Here is a 21,234-nt window from a genome sequence, read left to right as displayed (position 1 = left end):
GATGAGTGACGCCGAACGCCCCGTGGCTTCGCCCTGCGTCAGTATCTGCGCGCTGGATGAGCAGGACATTTGCACCGGTTGCCAGCGCAGCGTGGCGGAGATTACCCGTTGGGGGCGGATGGATAACGCTGAGCGTCGCCAAGTGCTCAAGCTGTGCCATGAGAGGGCGGTGGCGGCGGGGATGATCCTCGGCCTTTGAATTTACCGGTTGCCGTACGGCCTCTTCGCGGGACAAGCCCGCTTCTACAGGATTTACGCTGAGCCTGTAGGAGCGGATTTACCCGCGAAGAGGCTGGCGCTGACTCGAAAATCAAGTAATCTGTGCGGCTTGTCCGACGATTGCCAGCCATGTTCTATCTGATCGCCTATATCAGCAGCGTAGTGCTGATCAACTACGCCTTTTCCAGCGCCCCGCACTTGGACGTGATCTGGTCTGCCTGGGGCGGGCTGGTGTTCATCCTGCGCGACATGGTGCAGACCCGCTATGGTCACGGCGCGCTGCTGGCCATGCTGGCGGCCTTGTTGCTGTCCTACATCACCTCGGAGCCGGCCATCGCCCTGGCCAGCGCTACCGCTTTCTTCGTCTCCGAATTGATCGATTGGCTGGTGTTCAGCATCACCCGTCGACCGCTGCGCGATCGCCTGTGGCTGAGTTCGGCGCTGAGCATTCCCGTCGATACCTTCATTTTCTTCGGCATGATCGGCGCGCTGACACCCGCGGTCGCTGGTACCGCGCTGGCGTCGAAGTTTGCTGGGGTAACGGCGGTGTGGCTGGCGATGACCTGGCGAGCGCGGAAAAACGCCTTGGCAGGCTGACCTGCGGCGCGCCCGCAACCTGATGTAGAATATCGGTCCTTTTTCAGCGGGCAGCGCACAGCCTGACGCAGCCCCGGACGCCTTCGAGGACCTGAAATGACCCGTATCGGAACCCCATTGTCGCCCACCGCGACCCGAGTACTGCTGTGCGGCTGCGGCGAACTGGGTAAAGAAGTGGTGATCGAACTGCAGCGCCTGGGCGTCGAAGTGATCGCCGTGGACCGTTACGCCAATGCCCCGGCCATGCAGGTTGCCCATCGCAGCCACGTCATCAACATGCTCGACGGCGTTGCCCTGCGTGCGGTGATCGAGGCTGAGAAGCCGCATTACATCGTCCCTGAAATCGAAGCCATCGCCACCGCCACCTTGGTGGAGCTTGAGAACGAAGGCTTCAACGTGGTGCCTACCGCCCGCGCTACCCAGCTGACCATGAACCGCGAGGGCATCCGTCGCCTGGCCGCTGAAGAGCTCGATCTGCCGACCTCGCCCTACCACTTCGCCGACACCTTCGAGGACTACGCCAAGGCTGTCGCCGATGTCGGCTACCCCTGCGTGGTCAAGCCGGTGATGAGTTCCTCGGGCAAGGGCCAGAGCCTGCTGCGCAGCGACGCTGACCTGCAGAAATCCTGGGACTACGCACAAGAAGGCGGTCGTGCTGGCAAGGGCCGGGTGATCGTTGAAGGCTTTATCGATTTCGAATACGAAATCACCCTGCTTACCGTGCGCCATGTGGGCGGCACCACCTTCCTCGAGCCGGTTGGCCATCGTCAGGAGAAGGGCGACTACCAAGAGTCGTGGCAGCCGCAGGCGATGAGCGCCAAGGCGCTGGCCGAATCGCAGCGGGTGGCCAAGGCGGTTACTGATGCCCTGGGCGGGCGGGGTCTGTTCGGCGTGGAGCTGTTCGTCAAGGGCGATCAGGTGTGGTTCAGCGAAGTCTCGCCGCGTCCGCATGACACCGGCCTGGTGACCCTGATCTCGCAAGACCTGTCGCAGTTCGCCCTGCATGCGCGGGCGATTCTCGGCTTGCCGATTCCGCTGGTGCGCCAGTTCGGCCCATCGGCTTCGGCGGTGATTTTGCCGCAAGGCCAGTCGCAGCAGACCAGCTTCGCCAACCTCGATGCTGCCTTGAGCGAGCCGGATACCGCCATTCGCCTGTTCGGCAAGCCCGAGATCAATGGCCAGCGGCGCATGGGCGTGTGCCTGGCGCGCGATGAGTCGATCGAAGCGGCGCGGGCCAAGGCGACTCGTGCTTCGCAGGCGGTCAAAGTCGAGTTCTAACGTCAATCGCGGGGCAAGCCTGCTCCCACGCAATCCTCATATGGCTGCGTGGGAGCAGAGCAGCGTCGCCAACCGCGGTGCTGCCTGCCTCATATGGCGTGGGAGCGGGCTTGCCCCGCGATGTTTGCCTGGCTTTAGAGCTCTGCGTTACGCGTCTCTTTCAAGCACAGCACAGCAATCAAGCTGAGCACTGCTGCTGCCGACACGTAGCCTCCTACCCAACTCAAACCGCCCATGCTCACCAGTTTCTGCGCAAAGAACGGTGCGGCCGAAGCCCCGACGATACCGCCCAGGTTGTAGGCTGCCGAGGCGCCGGTATAGCGCACATGGGTCGGGAACAGCTCGGGCAGCAATGCCCCCATCGGCGCGAAGGTCACCCCCATCAAGAACAGCTCGATGGCCAGGAACAGCGCCACGCCCGTGGTCGAGCCCGAGGTCAGCAGCGGCTCCATGGTAAAGCCCGATGCCACCGCCAGCAGACCGCCGACGATCAACACCGGCTTGCGCCCGTAACGATCGCTGAGCCAGGCCGACAGCGGCGTGGCCAGGGCCATGAACACCACCGCGAAACACAGCAGGCCGAGGAAAGTCTCCCGGCTGTAGCCCAGGGTCGAGACGCCGTAGCTGAGCGAGAACACCGTGGAGATGTAGAACAGCGCATAGCACACCACCATCGCCGCAGCGCCAAGCAGGGTCGGCCGCCAGTGCTTGGCGAATAGATCGACTACTGGCATCTTGACCCGTTGGTGCTGGGCCACGGCTTTGGCGAACACTGGGCTCTCTTCAAGCTTGAGGCGCACGTACAGGCCGACCAGCACCAGCGCGGCGCTGAGCAGGAACGGAATACGCCAGCCCCACTCACGGAACTGCTCGTCGCTAAGGGTCAGTGCCAGGCTCAGGAACAGGCCGTTGGCGGCCAGGAAGCCGATCGACGGGCCCAGTTGCGGGAACATGCCGAACCAGGCGCGCTTGCCCGGCGGGGCGTTTTCCGTGGCCAGCAACGCCGCGCCACCCCATTCGCCGCCCAGCCCCAGGCCCTGGCCGAAGCGCAGCAGGCAAAGGATGATCGGCGCCCAGACGCCAATACTGTCGTAGCCAGGCAGAACGCCAATTGCTGTGGTCGAAACACCCATCAGCAGCAACGAGGCCACCAGGGTCGACTTGCGCCCGATGCGGTCGCCGAAGTGGCCGAACAGCGCCGAGCCCAGTGGCCGGGCAAGGAAGGCAATACCAAAGGTGAGGAAGGCGGCGAGCATTTGCGCGGTGCCCGACCCCGAGGGGAAGAATACCGGGCCGATCACCAGCGCAGCAGCGGTGGCGTATACATAAAAGTCGTAGAACTCGATGGCGGTGCCGATGAAGCTGGCGGAGGCCACCCGCGCGGGCGAGTTGACCGGCGCGACCGGGGTCGAGTCGGCGAAGGTGCTGCTGGTTGTCATTGCGTGGATCCCTGACAGTCAGATGCTCGCTGGCAAGCCGCACTGTGCCCAGGCAGGCACGGGCGCGCGGGCGCCGGAGCGTATTGTTGTGAGTCGCTCGACTGACGATGGCCCAGGGGATAAGGAGGGGAGCGGGGCTGTTCGGGGTGTTGAAGCAGGACCGCAGGGCTATCAGTGAAGCGGACTGGCCGTGTGACGCCGGGCGCGGGTAGCGGGCGGGACGGCAGGGCTGGGTAAGCGTGACCGGAGTATAGCTATCGGGTCACGGTCCAGACCAGTACCTTGCTGGCACAATTGTCCTCTGTTTCGAGGATTTCCAGGCGATAACGGCCGATTTTCAGGCACACGGCGCTGGCTGGAATGCTCTCCAGCGCTTCGGTGACCAGGCCATTGAGGGTCTTCGGCCCGCCATCGCAAGGCAGGTGCCAGCCCAGGCTGCGGTTGAGTTCGCGCAGCGAAGCGGTACCTTCGATGACGAAACGGCCATCGGCCTGGGGGTGGATGTGCGGGTTGTCCAGGCTCTGCTCGTCTTCGAACTCGCCGACGATCTCCTCGAGGATGTCCTCCAGGGTAACGATGCCCAGCACTTCGCCATACTCATCCACCACCACGCCCAGGCGCCGCTGCTGCTTGTGGAAATTCAGCAGCTGCAGTTGCAGTGGGGTGCTTTCGGGAACGAAGTAAGGCTCGTAGCAGGCGCCGTGGAGGGCTTCGAGGGTCAGCTCGGCACGCGGCAGCAGGTGACTGATCAGCTTGGTATTGAGGATCGCTTCAACCTGGTTGATGTCGTTGTGGTACACCGGCAGGCGGGTATGCCGGCTGACGATCAGTTGCTCGATGATCTGTTCGATGGGGTCGTCCAGGTTGATGCCATCGACTTCGTTGCGCGGCACCAGGATGTCGTTGACGGTGATCTTGTCCAGCGCTTGCAGGCCATCGAGCAGGCCATGACGGGGCGTCTCGTGCTGCTGGTCATCGTCCTCATGCTGTTCCTGCTCATGCAAGGCAACCGCTGTGGGCTGTGGGCGGAACGGGCGCAGGATCAGCTTGGCTGTGCCGTCGAGCAGGCAGGCAAAGGGTTGTAGCAGGGCCAGGGGAAGTCTGAGCAGGCTGGCACCGAGGCTGACGAAGGCCTGGGGGTTGCGCCGGGCCAGGCGCCGCGGCAGATACTCGGCCAGTACCAGCAGCGCCAGGCTGGCGGCCAGGCCGCCGAGCCAGAAGCCATGTTCGCCGCTAAGGCGTTGGCCAATCAGGCAAGCCAGGCCGAGCACCAGCAGCTTGCCCAGGCTGGCGCCGAACACCAGTGCCTGGGCGGGTAGGTTGGGTTCGCCGGTTTCTGCGCCGCGGGCATGGCCATTGAGTAACTGGCGTGCTGCATCGACCGCGGTAAACAACGCCGCCCACAGCAGTGCCAGGGCCAAGGTACCAAGCAGCGGGGCAAACGGCAGGCTATCCATAGGTGACCGTCAGATGTGCAGGATGAATTCGCGTACCAGCTTGCTGCCGAAGTAGGCCAGCATCAACAGGCAGAAACCGGCCAGGGTCCAGCGAATCGCCTTGTGTCCACGCCAGCCCAGGCGGGTGCGCCCCCACAGCAAGACGCTGAACACGATCCAGGCGACGCAGGCGAGCAGGGTCTTGTGCACCAGGTGCTGGGCGAACAGGTTGTCGAGGAACAGCCAGCCGGAGATCAGCGACAGCGATAGCAACGCCCAGCCGGCCCAGAGGAAACCAAACAGCAGGCTTTCCATGGTTTGCAGCGGCGGGAAGTTGCGGATCAGTCCGGACGGGTGCTTGTGCTTGAGCTGGTGGTCTTGCAGTAGCAGCAGCAGGGCTTGGAACACCGCGATGGTGAATAGCCCGTAGGCCAGGATCGACAGCAGGATGTGCGCGAGGATCCCCGGTTCTTCGTTGATCAGCGGTACCGTACCGGGTGGCGCGAACTGGGCCAGCAGGGCGGTTATAGCGCCGAGCGGGAACAGCAACACCAACAGGTTTTCCACGGGTATGCGCAGGCAGGCCAGCAGCGTCAGGCCGATGACGGCCACGGCAATCAGGCTGGAGGCGCTGAAGAAGTCCAGGCTCAGGCCCAGCGGCGTGAGCAGTTGGAAGAACAGCGCGCCGCCTTGGGCGATCACCGCGATGGCACCGAGCAGGCCGAGCAGCCGTTTGTCGGCGCGGGTGCCTTGGGCCAGGCGACTGCCGTGATAGAGCGCGGCGGCGATGTACAGGCCGGCGGCGATCAGATTGGGGATAAGACTGGGTGAAGAGAGCATAAGTCCTGGTAGGCAAGCCCTGAAAGAGAGGGAGTTTGGCATAGAACGCCGCTGCCAAGGAAGTCTGCGGGCAGGCTGGGGCATTGATATCGATCATGCTGGCCTGTTCACGGCTGAGCTCGCTGCGCCAGGGTCCAAGTCGCAGGCCTATTTTGCACACGGCAGGTGCATCCATCCGAGCATGGTGTGCGCCGCGAGCAGTCTTGGTTATAATCGCCGGCTTGCTGTGCCTTGCGCGTGTTCGATTTGCGCCTGGGCGCCTGACAAACCTCGGCTTTGCCAAGCCTGAAAGGATCACCATGTTCGAAAACCTGACCGACCGCCTGTCACAGACGCTGCGCCATGTCACCGGCAAGGCCAAGCTGACTGAAGACAACATCAAGGACACGTTGCGCGAAGTGCGCATGGCGCTGCTGGAAGCCGACGTCGCCCTGCCGGTGGTCAAGGATTTCGTCAACAGCATCAAAGAGCGTGCGGTCGGCACCGAAGTGTCGCGCAGCCTGACCCCAGGCCAGGCGTTCGTGAAGATCGTCCAGGCCGAGCTGGAAAGCCTGATGGGCGCGGCCAACGAAGACCTCGCGCTGAACTCGGCCCCGCCTGCGGTAGTGCTGATGGCCGGTCTGCAGGGTGCGGGTAAGACCACCACTGCCGGCAAGCTGGCGCGCTTCCTTAAAGAGCGCAAGAAAAAGAGCGTCATGGTGGTCTCGGCTGACGTCTACCGTCCGGCGGCTATCAAGCAGCTGGAAACCCTGGCCAACGACATCGGCGTGACCTTCTTCCCGTCCGATATCAGCCAGAAGCCGGTAGCCATCGCTGAGGCGGCGATCCGCGAAGCCAAGCTCAAGTTCATCGACGTGGTCATCGTCGACACCGCCGGCCGTCTGCACATCGACGCCGACATGATGGACGAGATCAAGGACCTGCACGCTGCGGTCAAGCCGATCGAGACCCTGTTCGTGGTCGACGCCATGACCGGTCAGGACGCCGCCAACACCGCCAAGGCCTTTGGTGACGCCCTGCCGCTGACCGGCGTGGTGCTGACCAAGGTCGACGGTGACGCCCGTGGCGGTGCTGCGCTGTCGGTGCGCGCCATCACCGGCAAGCCGATCAAGTTCATCGGTATGGGCGAGAAGAGCGAAGCACTCGAGCCGTTCCACCCAGACCGGATCGCCTCGCGCATCCTTGGCATGGGTGACGTGCTCAGCCTGATCGAGCAGGCCGAGCAGAACATCGACAAGGCCAAGGCCGACAAGCTGGCCAAGAAGCTCAAGAAGGGCAAGGGCTTCGACCTCGAAGACTTCCGCGACCAGCTGCAGCAAATGAAGAACATGGGCGGCCTGGGCGGCTTGATGGACAAGCTGCCGAGCATCGGCGGGGTCAACCTGTCGCAGATGGGCAACGCCCAGGGCGCGGCCGAGAAGCAGTTCAAGCAAATGGAGGCGATCATCAACTCCATGACCCCGGCCGAGCGCCGCGACCCGGACCTGCTCAGCGGTTCGCGCAAGCGTCGTATCGCTCTGGGCTCCGGCACCCAGGTGCAGGACGTCGGCCGGCTGATCAAGCAGCACAAGCAGATGCAGAAGATGATGAAGAAATTCTCTACCAAGGGCGGCATGGCCAAGATGATGCGCGGCCTTGGTGGCATGATGCCTGGTGGCGGCATGCCCAAGCTGTAACCCCGAATCTGGTCGCCAGCCTAACCGCTGTCGACCGAACCCCGCCTCGGCGGGTACACCGCTGCCTTATATAAGGCAGCTTAAATCGCGAATCGGCAGGCTGGCCTTTTTTCTCAACGTAAAAAGGCATTTGCAAAAGTCCGGATATTCCTTGAGAATGTGCGGCCTTTCGGGCACCCGTGTGCCCGCTGTGCATTATGATTTGCAGCACCGACTACAGGAACGATGTTCAATGCTTACCATTCGTCTTGCCCGTGGCGGCTCCAAAAAGCGCCCGTTCTACCAACTGACCGTAACCGACTCGCGTAACCCGCGTGACGGCTCCCACATCGAACAGGTTGGCTTCTTCAACCCAATCGCTCGTGGTCAGGAAGTTCGTCTGTCCGTTAAACAAGACCGCGTTGCTCACTGGCTGAGCATCGGCGCACAGCCGTCTGAGCGCGTTGCTCAGCTGCTGAAGGAAGCTGCCAAGGCTGCTGCCTGAACAGTATGAACGCGACGCCAGAAAATGCTGATGACCTGATCGTTGTTGGCAAGATTTTTTCGGTTCACGGCGTTCGCGGCGAGGTGAAGGTGTATTCCTTTACCGATCCGATTGAAAACCTGTTGGATTACCGTAACTGGACGCTTCGGCGCGAAGGGTCGGTCAAGCAGGTCGAGCTGGTCAGTGGCCGTTCCAATAAAAAGGAGCTGGTCGCCAAGCTCAAAGGGCTCGACGATCGTGATGAAGCACGTCTTCTGAGCGGTTACGAGATTTGCATCTCGCGCAGCCTTTTGCCCAACCTGACTGAAGACGAGTACTACTGGTACCAGTTGCAAGGTCTGAAAGTCATCAATCAAGACGAACAGCTGTTCGGCAAGATTGATCACCTGTTGGAGACCGGCGCGAACGATGTAATGGTGGTCAAGCCTTGCGCAGGCAGCCTGGATGATCGCGAGCGTTTGTTGCCCTATACGGCGCAATGCGTGCTGGCAGTCGACCTGGAAGCAGGCGTGATGCGAGTCGAATGGGACGCGGATTTCTAACTGATGGGTAACCTTCGCGTAGAAGTCATCACGTTGTTCCCCGAGATGTTTTCGGCCATTACTGAGTACGGCATTACCAGCCGCGCGGTGAAGCAGGGCTTGTTGCAAGTCACCTGCTGGAACCCGCGGGACTACACCACTGATCGCCACCATACAGTGGATGATCGGCCGTTTGGCGGTGGTCCGGGCATGGTGATGAAGATCAAGCCTCTGGAAGATGCCTTGGCTAGCGCCAGGCAAGCGACTGGAGCCGCGGCGAAGGTGATCTACCTCTCGCCACAGGGCCGCAAGCTGGATCAGCAGGCGGTTCAAGGCCTGGCCGAACAGGAATCTCTGATCCTGATCGCCGGTCGTTATGAAGGCATTGACGAGCGTTTTATTGAGGCTCATGTCGATGAAGAGTGGTCGATTGGCGACTATGTACTTTCCGGTGGCGAGCTGCCGGCCATGGTCCTGATCGATGCGGTTACGCGGCTGCTGCCCGGAGCTTTAGGGCATGTAGGCTCGGCGGAGGAAGACTCCTTCACCGATGGCTTGCTGGATTGCCCGCACTACACCCGACCTGAGGTGTATGCGGATCAGCGTGTACCCGACGTGTTGCTAAGTGGCAACCATGCACATATCCGGCGTTGGCGGATGAAGCAGTCCCTTGGTAGGACCTTCGAACGACGCGCCGATCTTCTGGAAAGTCGCTCACTTTCTGGAGAAGAGAAGAAGCTGCTCGAGGAATACCTCCGCGAGCGGAACGATAGTTAACGTATCGATGGTGGATCACGTTTTCCACCTTAGGAGCACAGCATGACTAACAAAATCATCCAGCAGCTCGAAGCAGAGCAGATGAGCAAGGAAATCCCGACCTTCGCACCAGGCGACACCGTTGTCGTCCAGGTTAAAGTGAAGGAAGGTGATCGTTCCCGTCTGCAGGCGTTCGAAGGCGTTGTTATCGCCAAGCGCAACCGTGGTCTGAACAGCGCCTTCACCGTGCGCAAGATCTCCAGCGGCGTTGGCGTTGAGCGTACCTTCCAGACCTACAGCCCGCAAATCGACAGCCTGGCCGTGAAACGTCGTGGTGACGTGCGTAAAGCCAAGCTGTACTACCTGCGTGACCTGTCCGGCAAAGCCGCTCGCATCAAAGAAAAACTGTCTTGAGTGCAGTTTGACTGGTGGCTGCGGCCACCATGCGAGAAAAAAAGCAGCCTTCGGGCTGCTTTTTTGCTTTCTGAAACCTTGCCCTTGCGATGTGAAGTAATCATGACCAGCACCCGAGACCAGGAAATCCAGCGCCGCACCGAGCTGTCGGTGACCCGCGTGACCAAGGCGGTGTTTCCTAACACCACCAACCACCACAACACCTTGTTCGGCGGTACCGCGCTGGCCTGGATGGACGAAGTGTCGTTCATCGCCGCCACCCGCTTCTGCCGCCTGCCGCTGGTGACCGTGTCCACTGACCGCATCGACTTCAAGCACCCGATTCCGGCGGGCTCGATCGTTGAGTTGGTCGGGACGGTGGTCAAGGTGGGCAATACCAGCTTGCAGGTGCAGGTGGATGTGTTCGTCGAGAACATGTACCTGGATGGTCGTGAGCGGGCGATTCATGGCGTGTTCAGCTTTGTTGCCATCGATGAAGACAAGCGGCCAGTGCCGGTTTTGGCTGAGGCCTGATAAGTGTTGTTGTCTGTACTGGCCCTACTACGCCAGTCTGGTCGGCCTGAGTCGCCTGCATCGCGGGGCAAGCCCGCTCCCACGCTGGAGTGTTTTCTCGGCGAGCGTGGCAGCGGGCTTGCCCTGCGATAGGGCCAGTACAGACAACACATCACCGCCTGTGAAACACTGAACGCACTTTCATATCCAGCGATTGCGCATGCCCGCCCTCGACCATCCTCTGATCGATCAATTCCTCGACGCCCTGTGGCTGGAAAAAGGCCTCTCCGATAACACCCGCGTGTCCTATCGCAGTGACTTGGCCCTGTTCAACGGATGGCTGCAGGAGCACGGCGTAGCACTGCCGGACGCAGGCCGCGAGCTGATCCTCGATCATCTGGCCTGGCGTCTCGAGCAAGGTTATAAACCTCGCTCAACTGCACGGTTTATCTCCGGCCTGCGTGGCTTCTTTCGTTATTTGTTGCGGGAAAAGCTGATCGCTGTAGACCCGACCCTACAAATCGACATGCCGCAATTGGGTAAGCCGTTGCCCAAATCGCTGTCGGAAGCTGACGTCGAAGCCTTACTGCAAGCCCCCGACCTGAGCGAGGCCATCGGCCAGCGTGATCGCGCCATGCTTGAAGTGCTCTACGCCTGTGGCCTGCGGGTGACCGAGCTGGTCAGCCTGACCCTCGATCAAGTCAACCTGCGCCAGGGGGTATTGCGGGTCATGGGCAAGGGCAGCAAGGAGCGTCTGGTACCCATGGGCGAGGAGGCGGTGCTGTGGTTGGAGCGCTACTTGCGCCAGGCCCGCGCCGAGTTGCTCAAAGAGCGCCCCAGCGATGTCCTGTTCCCCAGCCAGCGTGGCGAGCAGATGACCCGCCAGACGTTCTGGCACCGGATCAAGCACCAGGCCCAGGTCGCTGGCATCGACAAGTCACTGTCGCCGCATACCTTGCGCCACGCCTTCGCCACCCATCTGCTCAACCACGGCGCCGACCTGCGCGTAGTGCAGATGTTGCTCGGCCACAGCGATCTCTCCACCACGCAGATCTACACCCATGTGGCCAAGGCTCGACTGCAGCAGCTGCACGCACAACACCATCCGCGTGGATGAATGATTTTCATGTTCCGCCGACCGGCACGTGAGGACTCATCCAGCCGCAGCTTGATGTGGTAGGCTTGAGCGGTTTGCACCAAGGGCCGCCCGGTTGCCGCGATTTTTCCCGCAGGCGACGTCCTGCGGCCCCGTCCGTCTTCAGGAGTACCCCATGCGCGTGACCCAGATTTTCGCCGCCGCCGCTTTGGCGCTGGCCAGCACCTTTGCCGCCGCCGCAGCCACCGATGCCAACGCCGGTGCCGAGCAGGCGATCCGCAAGACCTTGCAAACCCTTGAGTTGGAAGTGCCGGTCGAAAGCGTCGCCAGCAGCCCGCTCAATGGCCTGTATGAAGTCAAGCTGCAGGGCGGTCGGGTGCTGTACGCTAGCGCTGACGGCCAGTTCGTGATGCAGGGCTACCTGTTCCAGATCCAGGACGGCAAGCCGGTCAACCTGACTGAAAAAACTGAGCGTCAGGGCATCGCCAAGCTCATCAACGGCATTCCAGCGGGCGAGATGGTGGTTTATCCTGCCAAGGGCGAAACCAAGTCGCACATCACCGTGTTCACCGACACCACCTGCCCGTATTGCCACAAGCTGCACGCCGAAGTGCCGGAGCTCAACCGTCGTGGTATCGAAGTGCGCTACGTCGCCTTCCCACGTCAGGGCCTGGGCTCGCCAGGTGACGAGCAGTTGCAGGCAGTGTGGTGCTCCAGCGATCGTCGCGCGGCGATGGACAAGATGGTGGATGGCAAGGAAATCAAAGCCGCCAAGTGCGCCAACCCGGTCGGCAAGCAGTTCCATCTGGGCCAGTCGATCGGTGTCAACGGTACGCCGGCCATCGTCCTGGAAAGCGGCCAGGTGATTCCGGGCTATCAACCCGCTCCGCAAGTGGCCAAGCTGGCCTTGGCACCAAGCAAGTAATCCAATTCAGTACGCCGTCGTCATGGGGTGACGGCATGTTTCACGGTCGGCACAGCGCCGGCCGTTCAATGGGGAGTTCACAGTGAAACCGGTCAAAGTAGGCATCTGTGGGTTGGGGACCGTCGGTGGCGGAACCTTCAATGTACTTCAGCGCAACGCCGAGGAGATTGCCCGCCGTGCCGGGCGCGGTATTGAAGTTGCACAGATTGCCATGCGCTCGCAGAACCCGAACTGCCAGATTACCGGTACCCCCATTACCGCTGATGTGTTCGAGGTTGCGAGCAACCCAGAGATTGATATCGTCATCGAGCTGATCGGTGGCTACACCATTGCCCGTGACCTGGTCCTGAAGGCCATCGAGAACGGCAAGCACGTGGTGACTGCCAACAAGGCGCTGATCGCCGTGCACGGCAACGAGATCTTTGCCAAGGCCCGCGAGAAGGGCGTCATCGTCGCCTTCGAAGCGGCTGTCGCTGGTGGCATCCCGGTGATCAAGGCGATCCGCGAAGGTCTTTCGGCCAACCGCATCAACTGGCTGGCCGGGATCATCAACGGCACTGGCAACTTCATCCTCACCGAGATGCGCGACAAGGGCCGTACCTTCCCTGACGTGCTCGCCGAAGCGCAGGCCTTGGGTTATGCCGAAGCCGACCCGACCTTCGATGTCGAAGGCATCGATGCGGCGCATAAGCTGACCATCCTGGCCTCGATTGCCTTTGGCATCCCGCTGCAGTTCGACAAGGCCTACACCGAGGGCATCACCCAGCTGACCACTGCCGATGTCAACTACGCCGAAGCGCTGGGCTACCGCATCAAGCACCTGGGCGTGGCGCGCAGCACCGACGCTGGTATCGAGCTGCGCGTGCATCCGACGCTGATCCCTAGCGACCGCCTGATTGCCAACGTCAACGGCGTGATGAACGCGGTGATGGTCAATGGCGATGCCGCCGGTTCCACCTTGTACTACGGCGCTGGTGCCGGGATGGAGCCGACGGCCTCGTCGGTCGTCGCCGACCTGGTCGATGTGGTCCGGGCGATGACCTCCGACCCGGAAAACCGCGTACCGCACCTGGCCTTCCAGCCGGACGCGTTGTCGGCCCACCCGATTCTGCCGATCGAGGCCTGCGAAAGCGCCTACTACCTGCGCATTCAGGCCAAGGATCATCCGGGCGTACTGGCCCAGGTGGCGAGCATCCTGTCGGAGCGCGGCATCAACATCGAGTCGATCATGCAGAAGGAAGCCGAGGAGCAGGACGGTCTGGTGCCGATGATCCTGGTCACTCACCGTGTGGTCGAAAAACGCATCAACGACGCCATCCTCGCCCTGGAATCGCTGCAGGATGTGATCGGCAAGGTCGTGCGTATCCGCGTCGAACAGCTCAACTAATTTCGCCAACGGGCCGCCTGCGCGGCCCGGGCCCCAGCATTAAAGGTTTGCCCCTATGCGCTATATCAGTACTCGCGGCCAGGCCCCGGCCCTGAACTTCGAAGACGTCCTGCTCGCAGGCCTTGCCAGCGATGGCGGCCTGTATGTCCCGGAGAACCTGCCACGCTTCACCCAGGAAGAAATCGCCTCGTGGGCTGGCCTGCCGTACCACGAGCTGGCCTTCCGCGTCATGCGCCCGTTCGTTGCCGGCAGCATCGCCGATGCTGACTTCAAGAAGATCCTCGAAGAAACCTACGGCGCGTTCTCCCACGCCGCTGTGGCACCGCTGCGCCAGCTCAACAGCAACGAGTGGGTCATGGAGCTGTTCCACGGCCCGACCCTGGCGTTCAAGGACTTCGCCCTGCAACTGCTCGGTCGCCTGCTCGATCACGTATTGGCCAAGCGCGGCGAGCGTGTGGTGATCGTCGGCGCCACCAGTGGTGACACCGGTTCTGCGGCCATTGAGGGCTGCCGTCGTTGCGACAACGTCGACATCTTCATCCTGCATCCACACCAGCGCGTGTCGGAAGTGCAGCGCCGGCAGATGACCACCATCTTCGGTGACAACATCCACAACATCGCCATCGAAGGCAACTTCGACGACTGCCAGGAGATGGTCAAGGCCAGCTTCGCCGACCAGTCGTTCCTCAAAGGCACGCGTCTGGTTGCCGTCAACTCGATCAACTGGGCGCGGATCATGGCCCAGATCGTCTACTACTTCCACGCAGCCTTGCAGCTGGGTGGCCCGGCGCGTTCGGTGGCGTTCTCGGTTCCAACCGGCAACTTCGGCGACATCTTCGCCGGTTACCTGGCGCGCAACATGGGCCTGCCGATCAGCCAGCTGGTCGTGGCGACCAACCGCAACGACATCCTGCACCGCTTCATGAGCGGCAACCAGTATGTCAAAGAGACCTTGCACGCAACCTTGTCGCCGTCGATGGACATCATGGTCTCGTCCAACTTCGAGCGCCTGTTGTTCGATCTGCACGGTCGCAATGGCGCGGCGATTGCCGAGCTGATGGGCAACTTCAAGCAAGGCGGCGGTTTCAGCGTCGATGAAGATCGTTGGACTGAAGCGCGCAAGTTGTTCGACTCGCTGGCCGTCAGCGACGAGCAAACCTGCGAGACCATCGCCGAAGTCTTCGCCAGCACCGGCGAAGTGCTCGATCCGCACACGGCGATTGGCGTCAAGGCCGCTCGTGAGTGCCGCCGTAGCCTGGACACGCCGATGGTAGTGCTGGGTACCGCGCATCCGGTCAAGTTCCCGGAAGCGGTGGAGAAGGCCGGCGTAGGCAAGGCGCTGGAGCTGCCGGCACACCTGAGCGATCTGTTCAGCCGCGAAGAGCGATGCACGGTGTTGGCCAATGACCTGAAGGCCGTCCAGGCGTTTGTCAGCCAGCACGGTAATCGCGGTAAGCCGCTGTAAGCGATCTGCGTGCGTGTAAAGAGCCCGTCCTGTGACGGGCTCTCTTGTTTTTGAGGAATTGTTACCCCCGACTTTAAGTAATTTCCTATTTCACCCATTCAGGGTGTTTCCTAGAGTTGCCGACACCTCAATCCGGGCGTGTGGCGCCCAGGAGCGCTTCATGAATCGGCTCAACGTCCTGATCTACCAGGAACGCCCCTCCCAGCAAATGACCCTGCATCAGGCGTGCAATGCCCAGGGGGTATTCAATGTACGCCTGGCAGAAGACCTGCCGGCCGCCAAGGCCTGCTTGGCGAGCGAACCGTTGTTCGACCTGCTGATCCTCGACCATGCCATGTCCGAGACGGCTGGCAAACGCTTACTCAATCATCTGTGTAGCGTGCACGGGGTAAGGGCGATCTTGTTTGTCGGCGAACCGTGCGCGAGCCGGGCGGATCTTGCACGCGAAGCCCGTCAACGCGGTTTGTGGGTGCTGGCTGAGCTCTCTTGGCCAATCACGATGCCTAGGCTTGAGCAGGCGCTAAAACGCCTGTGTAGCCGCTCCCCGGTTGTCGCCAGGGAAGGTTTTCAAACTGTCATGTTGCACGCGCATGCTCAGTGAAACAGGCCTGTAGCTGCGAACTTTGCGCAGCGTCCGAGGGTCAGTACCGATATGTCCCAAAACAAAGCGAGTACGCCGGATGGAAAGAATCTGCAGACTGCTCAATGATGCCCTGACTCCCTACACGGCCCAACTTGGCGCAGTTGACGCCAATGCAAACCGGCAATTGACCGTGCACGACAGCCACGGCAGCGTCACCTTGCAACGCATGGTCAGCCAGCGACAACTGCAGGAGCAAAGTCTGCTGATCGATCTGGTAGATGGTTTGCACCGCGACCTGCAGATCGCCGAAGGACGCCTGCAGCCGTGTGTCATTGCAGCGCTGCAGCATCAGCAACATATTCATGGAACCTTCGCCTGAGCGATCCGTCAGACACAGTAATGGCAGCCCAGCGGCGCTTTGCTCCGGTGTCGTCAGGTTGTCACGGGAAGTTCGCGAGGACTTTCGATTAGCCCCGGTCGTCTTCCCCAGCGACCGGGGTTTCTTTTTGCCGTTATCAGGGCTGCGGCGTGGCGTTTGGCAGGGTTTGCTCGGTGAGCTGTCGAGCCTGCTGCAAATAACCCTCACGCAATTCCGGGTCGAGCCAATGGGCATAGAGCTGGGGCAGGGTGTCGCGGCGCAGTGGTGGGAGCAGTTGGTCGATATGAGCAATCGCTTCACGCCCCAGTGGTGTGTTGGAACAAGCGACATGCAGGAACTGATAGGGGTTTACCCCCTGGATCGGATAGAACAGGTAATCATCCAGCCTGCCACCTTGCTGTTGAATCAGATAGCGAACTTCAGGCCAATAGCCCAGGACCAATTGCAAACGCCCTAGTTGCTGCATCTGCAACAAGCTCGCTGTGGCGTCGTTGCCGTAATGGCGACTGAAGGCGCTATCGGGCAACTGGCGCAGGATGTCATCCACCTGTGCGCTGTAGCTGCGCTCGGCGACGATACCCAGCTTGAGCCGGGTTTCTGCCAGCAATTGCTTGAGATCGACTTGCTGTGCATCGAGAAAAGGTTCGATCACGGCCTGGTCTCGTTTACGCACCACCACACCGCTGCTCAACACGCCCAGTGTGGGCTTGGAAAACAGCGCATATTTCGCCCGTTCTGGCGTCCATAACAGCGTGGGATCGCAGGTAAAGCTGGGTTCTTGAAGCATCTGGATGCCGCGGGCGCGATTGACCCGCACGATGCTGTGGTCGTATTCGGGCATCTGCTCGATCAACATAGGCAGCATGCGGTCGATCACCCCCTGGCCCTTCTCCGGGCCTTCGAAGATGGTGAACGGCGGCAAGTCGCGCACCAGCCAGAGCAGGCGCTCCTTGGCCTCAGCGACCACAGGCAGCAGAGCGCAGAGCAGGATCAGGGTACGAAGCAGACGGCTGGCGCGCATGGGCATGGCGAGCGGCGCGGGGTCAGACCGCACCGGCCTCACGCAAGCGGGCGATCGCCGCAGCGTCGTAGCCAAGGCGAGTCAGCAGCGCTTCAGTGTGTTCCCCAAGGGCCGGGCCTACCCATTCGGTGGATCCTGGGGTATCGGAGAGTTTGGGCACGATGCCAGGCATCTTGAAGGGTTTGCCGTCCGGCAGTCGACCTTGCAGGAACATCTCCCGCGCGAGAAATTGCGGGTCGCTGAACATGTCTTCGGCGGAGTAAATGCGGCTGGCAGGCACCTGAGCGTCGTTGAGGGTCTGCATCACTTGGTCCAGCGCCAGGCCATTGACCCAGCGATCGATCACCCCATACAGCTCGTCCCGGCGCAGGTCGCGGCCATCGTTGCTGGCCAGGCTGGGGTCATTGGCCAGGTCGTCGCGGCCGATGGCCTGCATCAAACGCTTGAAGATGGCATCGCCGTTGGCGCCGATCTGCACATGCTTACCGTCGGCGCTGGTGTGGATACAGGAAGGCGTGATCCCCGGCATGATGTTGCCGGTGCGCTCGCGAATGAAGCCGAACACGTCGAACTCCGGGACCATGCTCTCCATCATGGCGAAAATGGCTTCATACAGGGCGACATCCACCACCTGGCCCTCACCGCCGTTCACCTCCCGGTGACGCAAGGCCATCAAGGCGCCGATCACCCCCCACAACGCGGCAATCGAGTCGCCGATGGAAATCCCGGTGCGCACCGGCGGGCGGTCCTCGAAGCCCGTGATATAGCGCAGCCCGCCCATCGACTCACCTACCGCGCCAAAGCCTGGCTGGTCTTTCATCGGCCCGGTCTGGCCGAAGCCCGACAGGCGCACCATGACCAAGCGCGGATTGAGCGCATGCAACACATCCCAACCCAAGCCGAGCTTTTCCAGTACCCCCGGGCGGAAGTTCTCGATCAGGATGTCCGCCTCGGCCAGCAGGCGCTTGAGAATCTCGCGTCCTTGCTCATGCTTGAGGTTGAGGGTCAGCGACTGCTTGTTACGCGCCTGCACGAACCACCACAGCGAGGTGCCCTCGTAAAGCTTGCGCCACTTGCGCAGCGGGTCGCCGCCGTCGGGGGACTCGACCTTGATCACCTCGGCGCCGAACTCGGCGCAGATGCGCGAAGCGAACGGGCCAGCGATCAGGGTGCCAAGCTCGATGACTTTAAGACCTGCGAGGGGTTTGCTGGGCGTGGGCATGGGGCATCCGTGGCAACAGGGCAGAGCGGTGGTTTTATCATAGGTCGCCAGCGGCAGATACTGCTGCGACGCAAGCAAGCCTGGATCAGTTAGACTGTGCGACTTTTCTCTTGCAAGAAGCCCGCTGCCCATGGCCCAGCCGTCCACCACCTACAAATTCGAACTGAACCTGACCGACCTCGATCGCGGCGTGTACGAAAGCGTCAAGCAGACCATCGCCCGTCACCCTTCGGAAACCGAGGAGCGCATGGCCGTTCGTCTGTTGGCTTACGCGCTTTGGTACAACGAGAACCTGTCGTTTGGCCGCGGATTGTCGGACGTTGATGAGCCTGCCCTGTGGGAAAAGAGCCTCGACGACCGCGTGCTGCACTGGATCGAAGTCGGCCAGCCTGACGCTGACCGCCTGACCTGGTGCTCGCGCCGGACCGAGCGCACCAGCCTGTTGGCCTATGGCAGCCTGCGGGTCTGGGAGACCAAGGTGGTTGGCGCGGTCAAGAATCTGAAGAACCTGCACATCGCTGCGGTACCGCAAGAGGTGCTGGAGGTCCTGGCCAAGGACATGCCGCGCAGCATCAAGTGGGACGTGATGATCAGTGAAGGCACGGTGTTCGTCACTGACGACCGTGGCCAGCACGAAGTGCAGCTGCAGTGGCTGCTCGGCGAGCGCGGCTGATTTCAACCCTAATTGACTGCTGAAGGCCCCATGCGTATCGAACCTCGCCCCCTGCCGCCGACCCTGCCGTTTCTTGGCAGCCTGCCCCCTTTGCTGACCCGCCTGTACGCCGCCCGTGGCGTGCAGTCCGAGGCTGAGCTGGACAAGAGCCTGGCGCGCTTGCTGCCGTTTGCTCAGCTCAAGGGCATCGACGCGGCGGTGGATCTGCTGGTCGAGGCGCTGGATCAGCGTCAGCGCATCCTGATCGTCGGCGACTTCGACGCCGACGGTGCTACGGCCAGTACCGTCGGCGTGCTGGGTTTGCGTCTGCTGGGCGCAGCGCATGTCGACTACCTGGTACCCAATCGCTTCGAGTATGGCTATGGCCTGACCCCGGAAATTGTCGAGGTGGCGCTGCAGCGTCAGCCGCACCTGCTGGTAACCGTGGATAATGGCATTTCCAGTGTGGAGGGCGTGGCGGCAGCCAAGGCAGCCGGGCTCAAGGTGCTGGTCACAGACCACCACTTGCCAGGTCCGCAACTGCCGGATGCTGATGCCATCGTCAACCCGAACCAACCGGGCTGCGCCTTCCCCAGCAAGGCGCTGGCCGGGGTGGGGGTGATCTTCTACGTGCTGATGGCCCTGCGCGCGCGCCTGCGTAGCCTTGGCCGCTACGACAGCCAGCCACAGCCGAACATTGGCGAGCTGCTCGATCTGGTCGCCTTGGGGAGCGTGGCTGACGTGGTGCCGCTGGATGCCAACAACCGCATCCTGGTCCATCAAGGCCTGGAGCGCATTCGGGCTGGACGCGCGCGCGCGGGGCTCAAGGCCATTCTTGAGGTGGCTCGACGGGATCATCAGCGCATCACCTCCACTGACCTTGGCTTCATCCTCGGCCCACGATTGAATGCTGCTGGGCGTCTGGATGACATGAGCCTGGGCATCGAATGCCTGCTCTGCGAAGACCCGGCGTTGGCGCGTGATATGGCCGAACAGCTCGATGGCCTGAACCAGGATCGTAAGTCCATCGAGCAGGGCATGCAGCGTGAGGCGCTGGCTCAGCTCAAGGATTTGCCGGTTGAGTCCATGCCCTATGGCTTGTGCTTGTTCGATGCCGATTGGCACCAGGGGGTGATCGGTATTCTCGCCTCGCGTCTGAAAGAGCGTTATCACCGGCCGACCATTGCCTTCGCCGATGCGGGCGAGGGCATGCTCAAGGGCTCGGCGCGATCGGTGCCGGGTTTTCACATTCGTGATGCGTTGGATGCGGTGGCGGCGCGGCATCCGCAATTGATCAGCAAGTTTGGCGGGCATGCCATGGCGGCGGGTTTGTCGCTGCCAGCGGAGAACCTTCCGGCGTTTGCCGAGGCGTTCGATCAAGAGACGCGGCGGCAGTTGAGCGAGGATGATCTGACTGGGCGGTTGTTGTCCGATGGCACCTTGGCGGTCGAGGAGTTTCACCTTGATCTGGCGCGGGCGCTACGCAATGCCGGGCCTTGGGGGCAGCACTTTCCTGAGCCGCTGTTCCACGGGGTGTTTCAGTTGGTCGAGCAGCGGGTGGTGGGTGAGCGGCATTTGAAGGTGGTGCTCAAGAGCGAATGTGGGGCGGTCAGGTTGGATGGGATCGCGTTTGGGATTGATCGGGAGGTTTGGCCGAATCCTACCGTGCGCTGGGTGGAGTTGGCTTATAAGCTGGATGTGAATGAGTTTCGCGGGAATGAGAGTGTGCAGTTGATGATTGCGCACATTGAGGCTCGCTGATTGCTGATTGCTGATTGCTGATTGCTGATTGCTGATTGCTGATTGCTGATTGCTGATTTGCTCGGTGTTGGTTTGTGGGATTGGGTGCATATCCATGAGCGATGGTGACATTTAGGCACCCTTCCGCCCTTACGGCGGGTCACTTTTTGGCAAACGCCCCAAAAAGTAACCAAAAAGGTCTGCGCTCCACCATCCGGCCCTGCGCTGCGCTACGGGTCCCTTCGCGCCGGCGCCTTCCGGGCCCGCGCGGCCTACGATTTGCTGCGCAAATCTACATCTCGCGCCTTCGGCTGCGCCGAAGGGTGCTAACGCACCTGGCCCTACAGGCACCTCTGCTCAGCCTCCTGAAGTCGCGAATCTGCGTCGCCTGGAATTGCTCGCACGAAGATCAAGAGCAGCGAATCGCTACGCTCTCGCAGAAGCCAAGGCCAAGGCCAAGGTCTGAATTTTTCTTTTGTGTTGTTTGTTCCGGCCTCTTCGCGGGGCAAGCCCGCTCCCACGATACCGCGCCGCTTTTGGTTGGCGGTGACTCGTGGGAGCGGGCTTGCCCCGCGCTGGCGGCCAACTATCCACCACACCTGGCACTATCGC

22 protein-coding genes are annotated in these 21,234 nt (G+C 61.7%); 17 read left to right on the top strand and 5 right to left on the bottom strand.

The window, feature by feature from the left end; genetic code table 11:
* The first annotated feature begins 1 nt into the window (after position 1).
* From AAZU54_RS14770 to purT, 3 genes are all read left to right on the top strand, one after another.
* Positions 2-199 carry a DUF1289 domain-containing protein gene (locus AAZU54_RS14770; protein WP_186556377.1) on the top strand — a complete coding sequence of 66 codons (198 nt, stop codon included), beginning with the start codon at positions 2-4 and terminating at the stop codon, positions 197-199.
* A 149-nt stretch (positions 200-348) separates the two neighbouring features.
* The gene (locus tag AAZU54_RS14765) at positions 349-816 is read left to right on the top strand and encodes a VUT family protein (protein WP_186556376.1); all 468 of its coding nucleotides are present in this window, start codon (positions 349-351) and stop codon (positions 814-816) included.
* A gap of 96 nt (positions 817-912) precedes the next feature.
* Complete coding sequence (gene purT, locus AAZU54_RS14760; protein WP_434727313.1) at positions 913-2,094, top strand: formate-dependent phosphoribosylglycinamide formyltransferase; 1,182 nt, start codon at positions 913-915, stop codon at positions 2,092-2,094.
* Between the two features lie 134 nt (positions 2,095-2,228).
* On the opposite strand, the gene AAZU54_RS14755 is transcribed toward purT, so the two are convergent.
* From AAZU54_RS14755 to AAZU54_RS14745, 3 genes are all read right to left on the bottom strand, one after another.
* Positions 2,229-3,533: an MFS transporter gene (locus tag AAZU54_RS14755; RefSeq protein ID WP_434727312.1), complete on the bottom strand. Its 1,305-nt coding sequence runs from the start codon at positions 3,531-3,533 to the stop codon at positions 2,229-2,231.
* 254 nt (positions 3,534-3,787) lie between these two features.
* Positions 3,788-4,990: a transporter associated domain-containing protein gene (locus tag AAZU54_RS14750; RefSeq protein ID WP_434727311.1), complete on the bottom strand. Its 1,203-nt coding sequence runs from the start codon at positions 4,988-4,990 to the stop codon at positions 3,788-3,790.
* Between the two features lie 9 nt (positions 4,991-4,999).
* Positions 5,000-5,809 carry a cytochrome C assembly family protein gene (locus AAZU54_RS14745; protein WP_186556372.1) on the bottom strand — a complete coding sequence of 270 codons (810 nt, stop codon included), beginning with the start codon at positions 5,807-5,809 and terminating at the stop codon, positions 5,000-5,002.
* A gap of 299 nt (positions 5,810-6,108) precedes the next feature.
* Between AAZU54_RS14745 and ffh the strand changes: the two genes are divergently transcribed.
* From ffh to AAZU54_RS14685, 12 genes are all read left to right on the top strand, one after another.
* On the top strand, positions 6,109-7,485 hold the full coding sequence (gene ffh, locus AAZU54_RS14740; RefSeq protein ID WP_186556371.1) for a signal recognition particle protein: 1,377 nt from the start codon (positions 6,109-6,111) through the stop codon (positions 7,483-7,485).
* A gap of 232 nt (positions 7,486-7,717) precedes the next feature.
* Complete coding sequence (gene rpsP / locus AAZU54_RS14735; RefSeq protein WP_016501232.1) at positions 7,718-7,969, top strand: 30S ribosomal protein S16; 252 nt, start codon at positions 7,718-7,720, stop codon at positions 7,967-7,969.
* Between the two features lie 5 nt (positions 7,970-7,974).
* On the top strand, positions 7,975-8,511 hold the full coding sequence (gene rimM, locus AAZU54_RS14730; protein WP_186556370.1) for a ribosome maturation factor RimM: 537 nt from the start codon (positions 7,975-7,977) through the stop codon (positions 8,509-8,511).
* Between the two features lie 3 nt (positions 8,512-8,514).
* On the top strand, positions 8,515-9,267 hold the full coding sequence (gene trmD, locus AAZU54_RS14725; RefSeq protein WP_186556369.1) for a tRNA (guanosine(37)-N1)-methyltransferase TrmD: 753 nt from the start codon (positions 8,515-8,517) through the stop codon (positions 9,265-9,267).
* A 42-nt stretch (positions 9,268-9,309) separates the two neighbouring features.
* Positions 9,310-9,660 carry a 50S ribosomal protein L19 gene (gene rplS, locus AAZU54_RS14720; protein ID WP_011535315.1) on the top strand — a complete coding sequence of 117 codons (351 nt, stop codon included), beginning with the start codon at positions 9,310-9,312 and terminating at the stop codon, positions 9,658-9,660.
* A gap of 102 nt (positions 9,661-9,762) precedes the next feature.
* A complete protein-coding gene (locus tag AAZU54_RS14715; protein WP_186556368.1) occupies positions 9,763-10,173 on the top strand; it encodes an acyl-CoA thioesterase in 411 nt (136 codons plus the stop codon).
* A 199-nt stretch (positions 10,174-10,372) separates the two neighbouring features.
* The gene (gene xerD, locus AAZU54_RS14710) at positions 10,373-11,269 is read left to right on the top strand and encodes a site-specific tyrosine recombinase XerD (RefSeq protein ID WP_312152215.1); all 897 of its coding nucleotides are present in this window, start codon (positions 10,373-10,375) and stop codon (positions 11,267-11,269) included.
* A gap of 154 nt (positions 11,270-11,423) precedes the next feature.
* Positions 11,424-12,173: a DsbC family protein gene (locus tag AAZU54_RS14705; RefSeq protein WP_186556366.1), complete on the top strand. Its 750-nt coding sequence runs from the start codon at positions 11,424-11,426 to the stop codon at positions 12,171-12,173.
* An 82-nt stretch (positions 12,174-12,255) separates the two neighbouring features.
* Positions 12,256-13,560 (top strand): homoserine dehydrogenase, encoded by a 1,305-nt coding sequence (locus tag AAZU54_RS14700; protein ID WP_312152214.1) that lies wholly within the window; start codon positions 12,256-12,258, stop codon positions 13,558-13,560.
* 55 nt (positions 13,561-13,615) lie between these two features.
* A complete protein-coding gene (thrC, locus tag AAZU54_RS14695; protein WP_186556364.1) occupies positions 13,616-15,025 on the top strand; it encodes a threonine synthase in 1,410 nt (469 codons plus the stop codon).
* Positions 15,026-15,185: 160 nt separating this feature from the next.
* On the top strand, positions 15,186-15,626 hold the full coding sequence (locus AAZU54_RS14690; protein ID WP_434727310.1) for a histidine kinase: 441 nt from the start codon (positions 15,186-15,188) through the stop codon (positions 15,624-15,626).
* A 79-nt stretch (positions 15,627-15,705) separates the two neighbouring features.
* Positions 15,706-15,987: a DUF3509 domain-containing protein gene (locus tag AAZU54_RS14685; protein ID WP_186556362.1), complete on the top strand. Its 282-nt coding sequence runs from the start codon at positions 15,706-15,708 to the stop codon at positions 15,985-15,987.
* 136 nt (positions 15,988-16,123) lie between these two features.
* Here the strand turns inward: AAZU54_RS14685 and AAZU54_RS14680 are convergent, their stop codons facing one another.
* Both AAZU54_RS14680 and AAZU54_RS14675 read right to left on the bottom strand, forming a co-directional pair.
* Entirely contained in the window at positions 16,124-17,008 is an 885-nt protein-coding gene (locus AAZU54_RS14680; protein ID WP_186556361.1) for a TIGR02285 family protein, read from the bottom strand.
* A 22-nt stretch (positions 17,009-17,030) separates the two neighbouring features.
* Positions 17,031-18,230: a CaiB/BaiF CoA transferase family protein gene (locus tag AAZU54_RS14675; protein ID WP_264237062.1), complete on the bottom strand. Its 1,200-nt coding sequence runs from the start codon at positions 18,228-18,230 to the stop codon at positions 17,031-17,033.
* A 130-nt stretch (positions 18,231-18,360) separates the two neighbouring features.
* On the opposite strand from AAZU54_RS14675, the gene AAZU54_RS14670 reads away from it, so the two are divergent.
* Both AAZU54_RS14670 and recJ read left to right on the top strand, forming a co-directional pair.
* A complete protein-coding gene (locus tag AAZU54_RS14670; RefSeq protein WP_186556359.1) occupies positions 18,361-18,903 on the top strand; it encodes a YaeQ family protein in 543 nt (180 codons plus the stop codon).
* Between the two features lie 30 nt (positions 18,904-18,933).
* Positions 18,934-20,643, top strand: coding sequence for a single-stranded-DNA-specific exonuclease RecJ (gene recJ, locus AAZU54_RS14665; RefSeq protein WP_434727309.1), 1,710 nt, complete (start codon positions 18,934-18,936; stop codon positions 20,641-20,643).
* The last annotated feature ends 591 nt before the right edge of the window (positions 20,644-21,234 follow it).

Source organism: Pseudomonas sp. Je.1.5.c (genome assembly GCF_051129895.1).
Lineage (GTDB): Bacteria > Pseudomonadota > Gammaproteobacteria > Pseudomonadales > Pseudomonadaceae > Aquipseudomonas > Aquipseudomonas urmiensis.
This window is presented reverse-complemented; position numbering and strand designations above follow the sequence as displayed.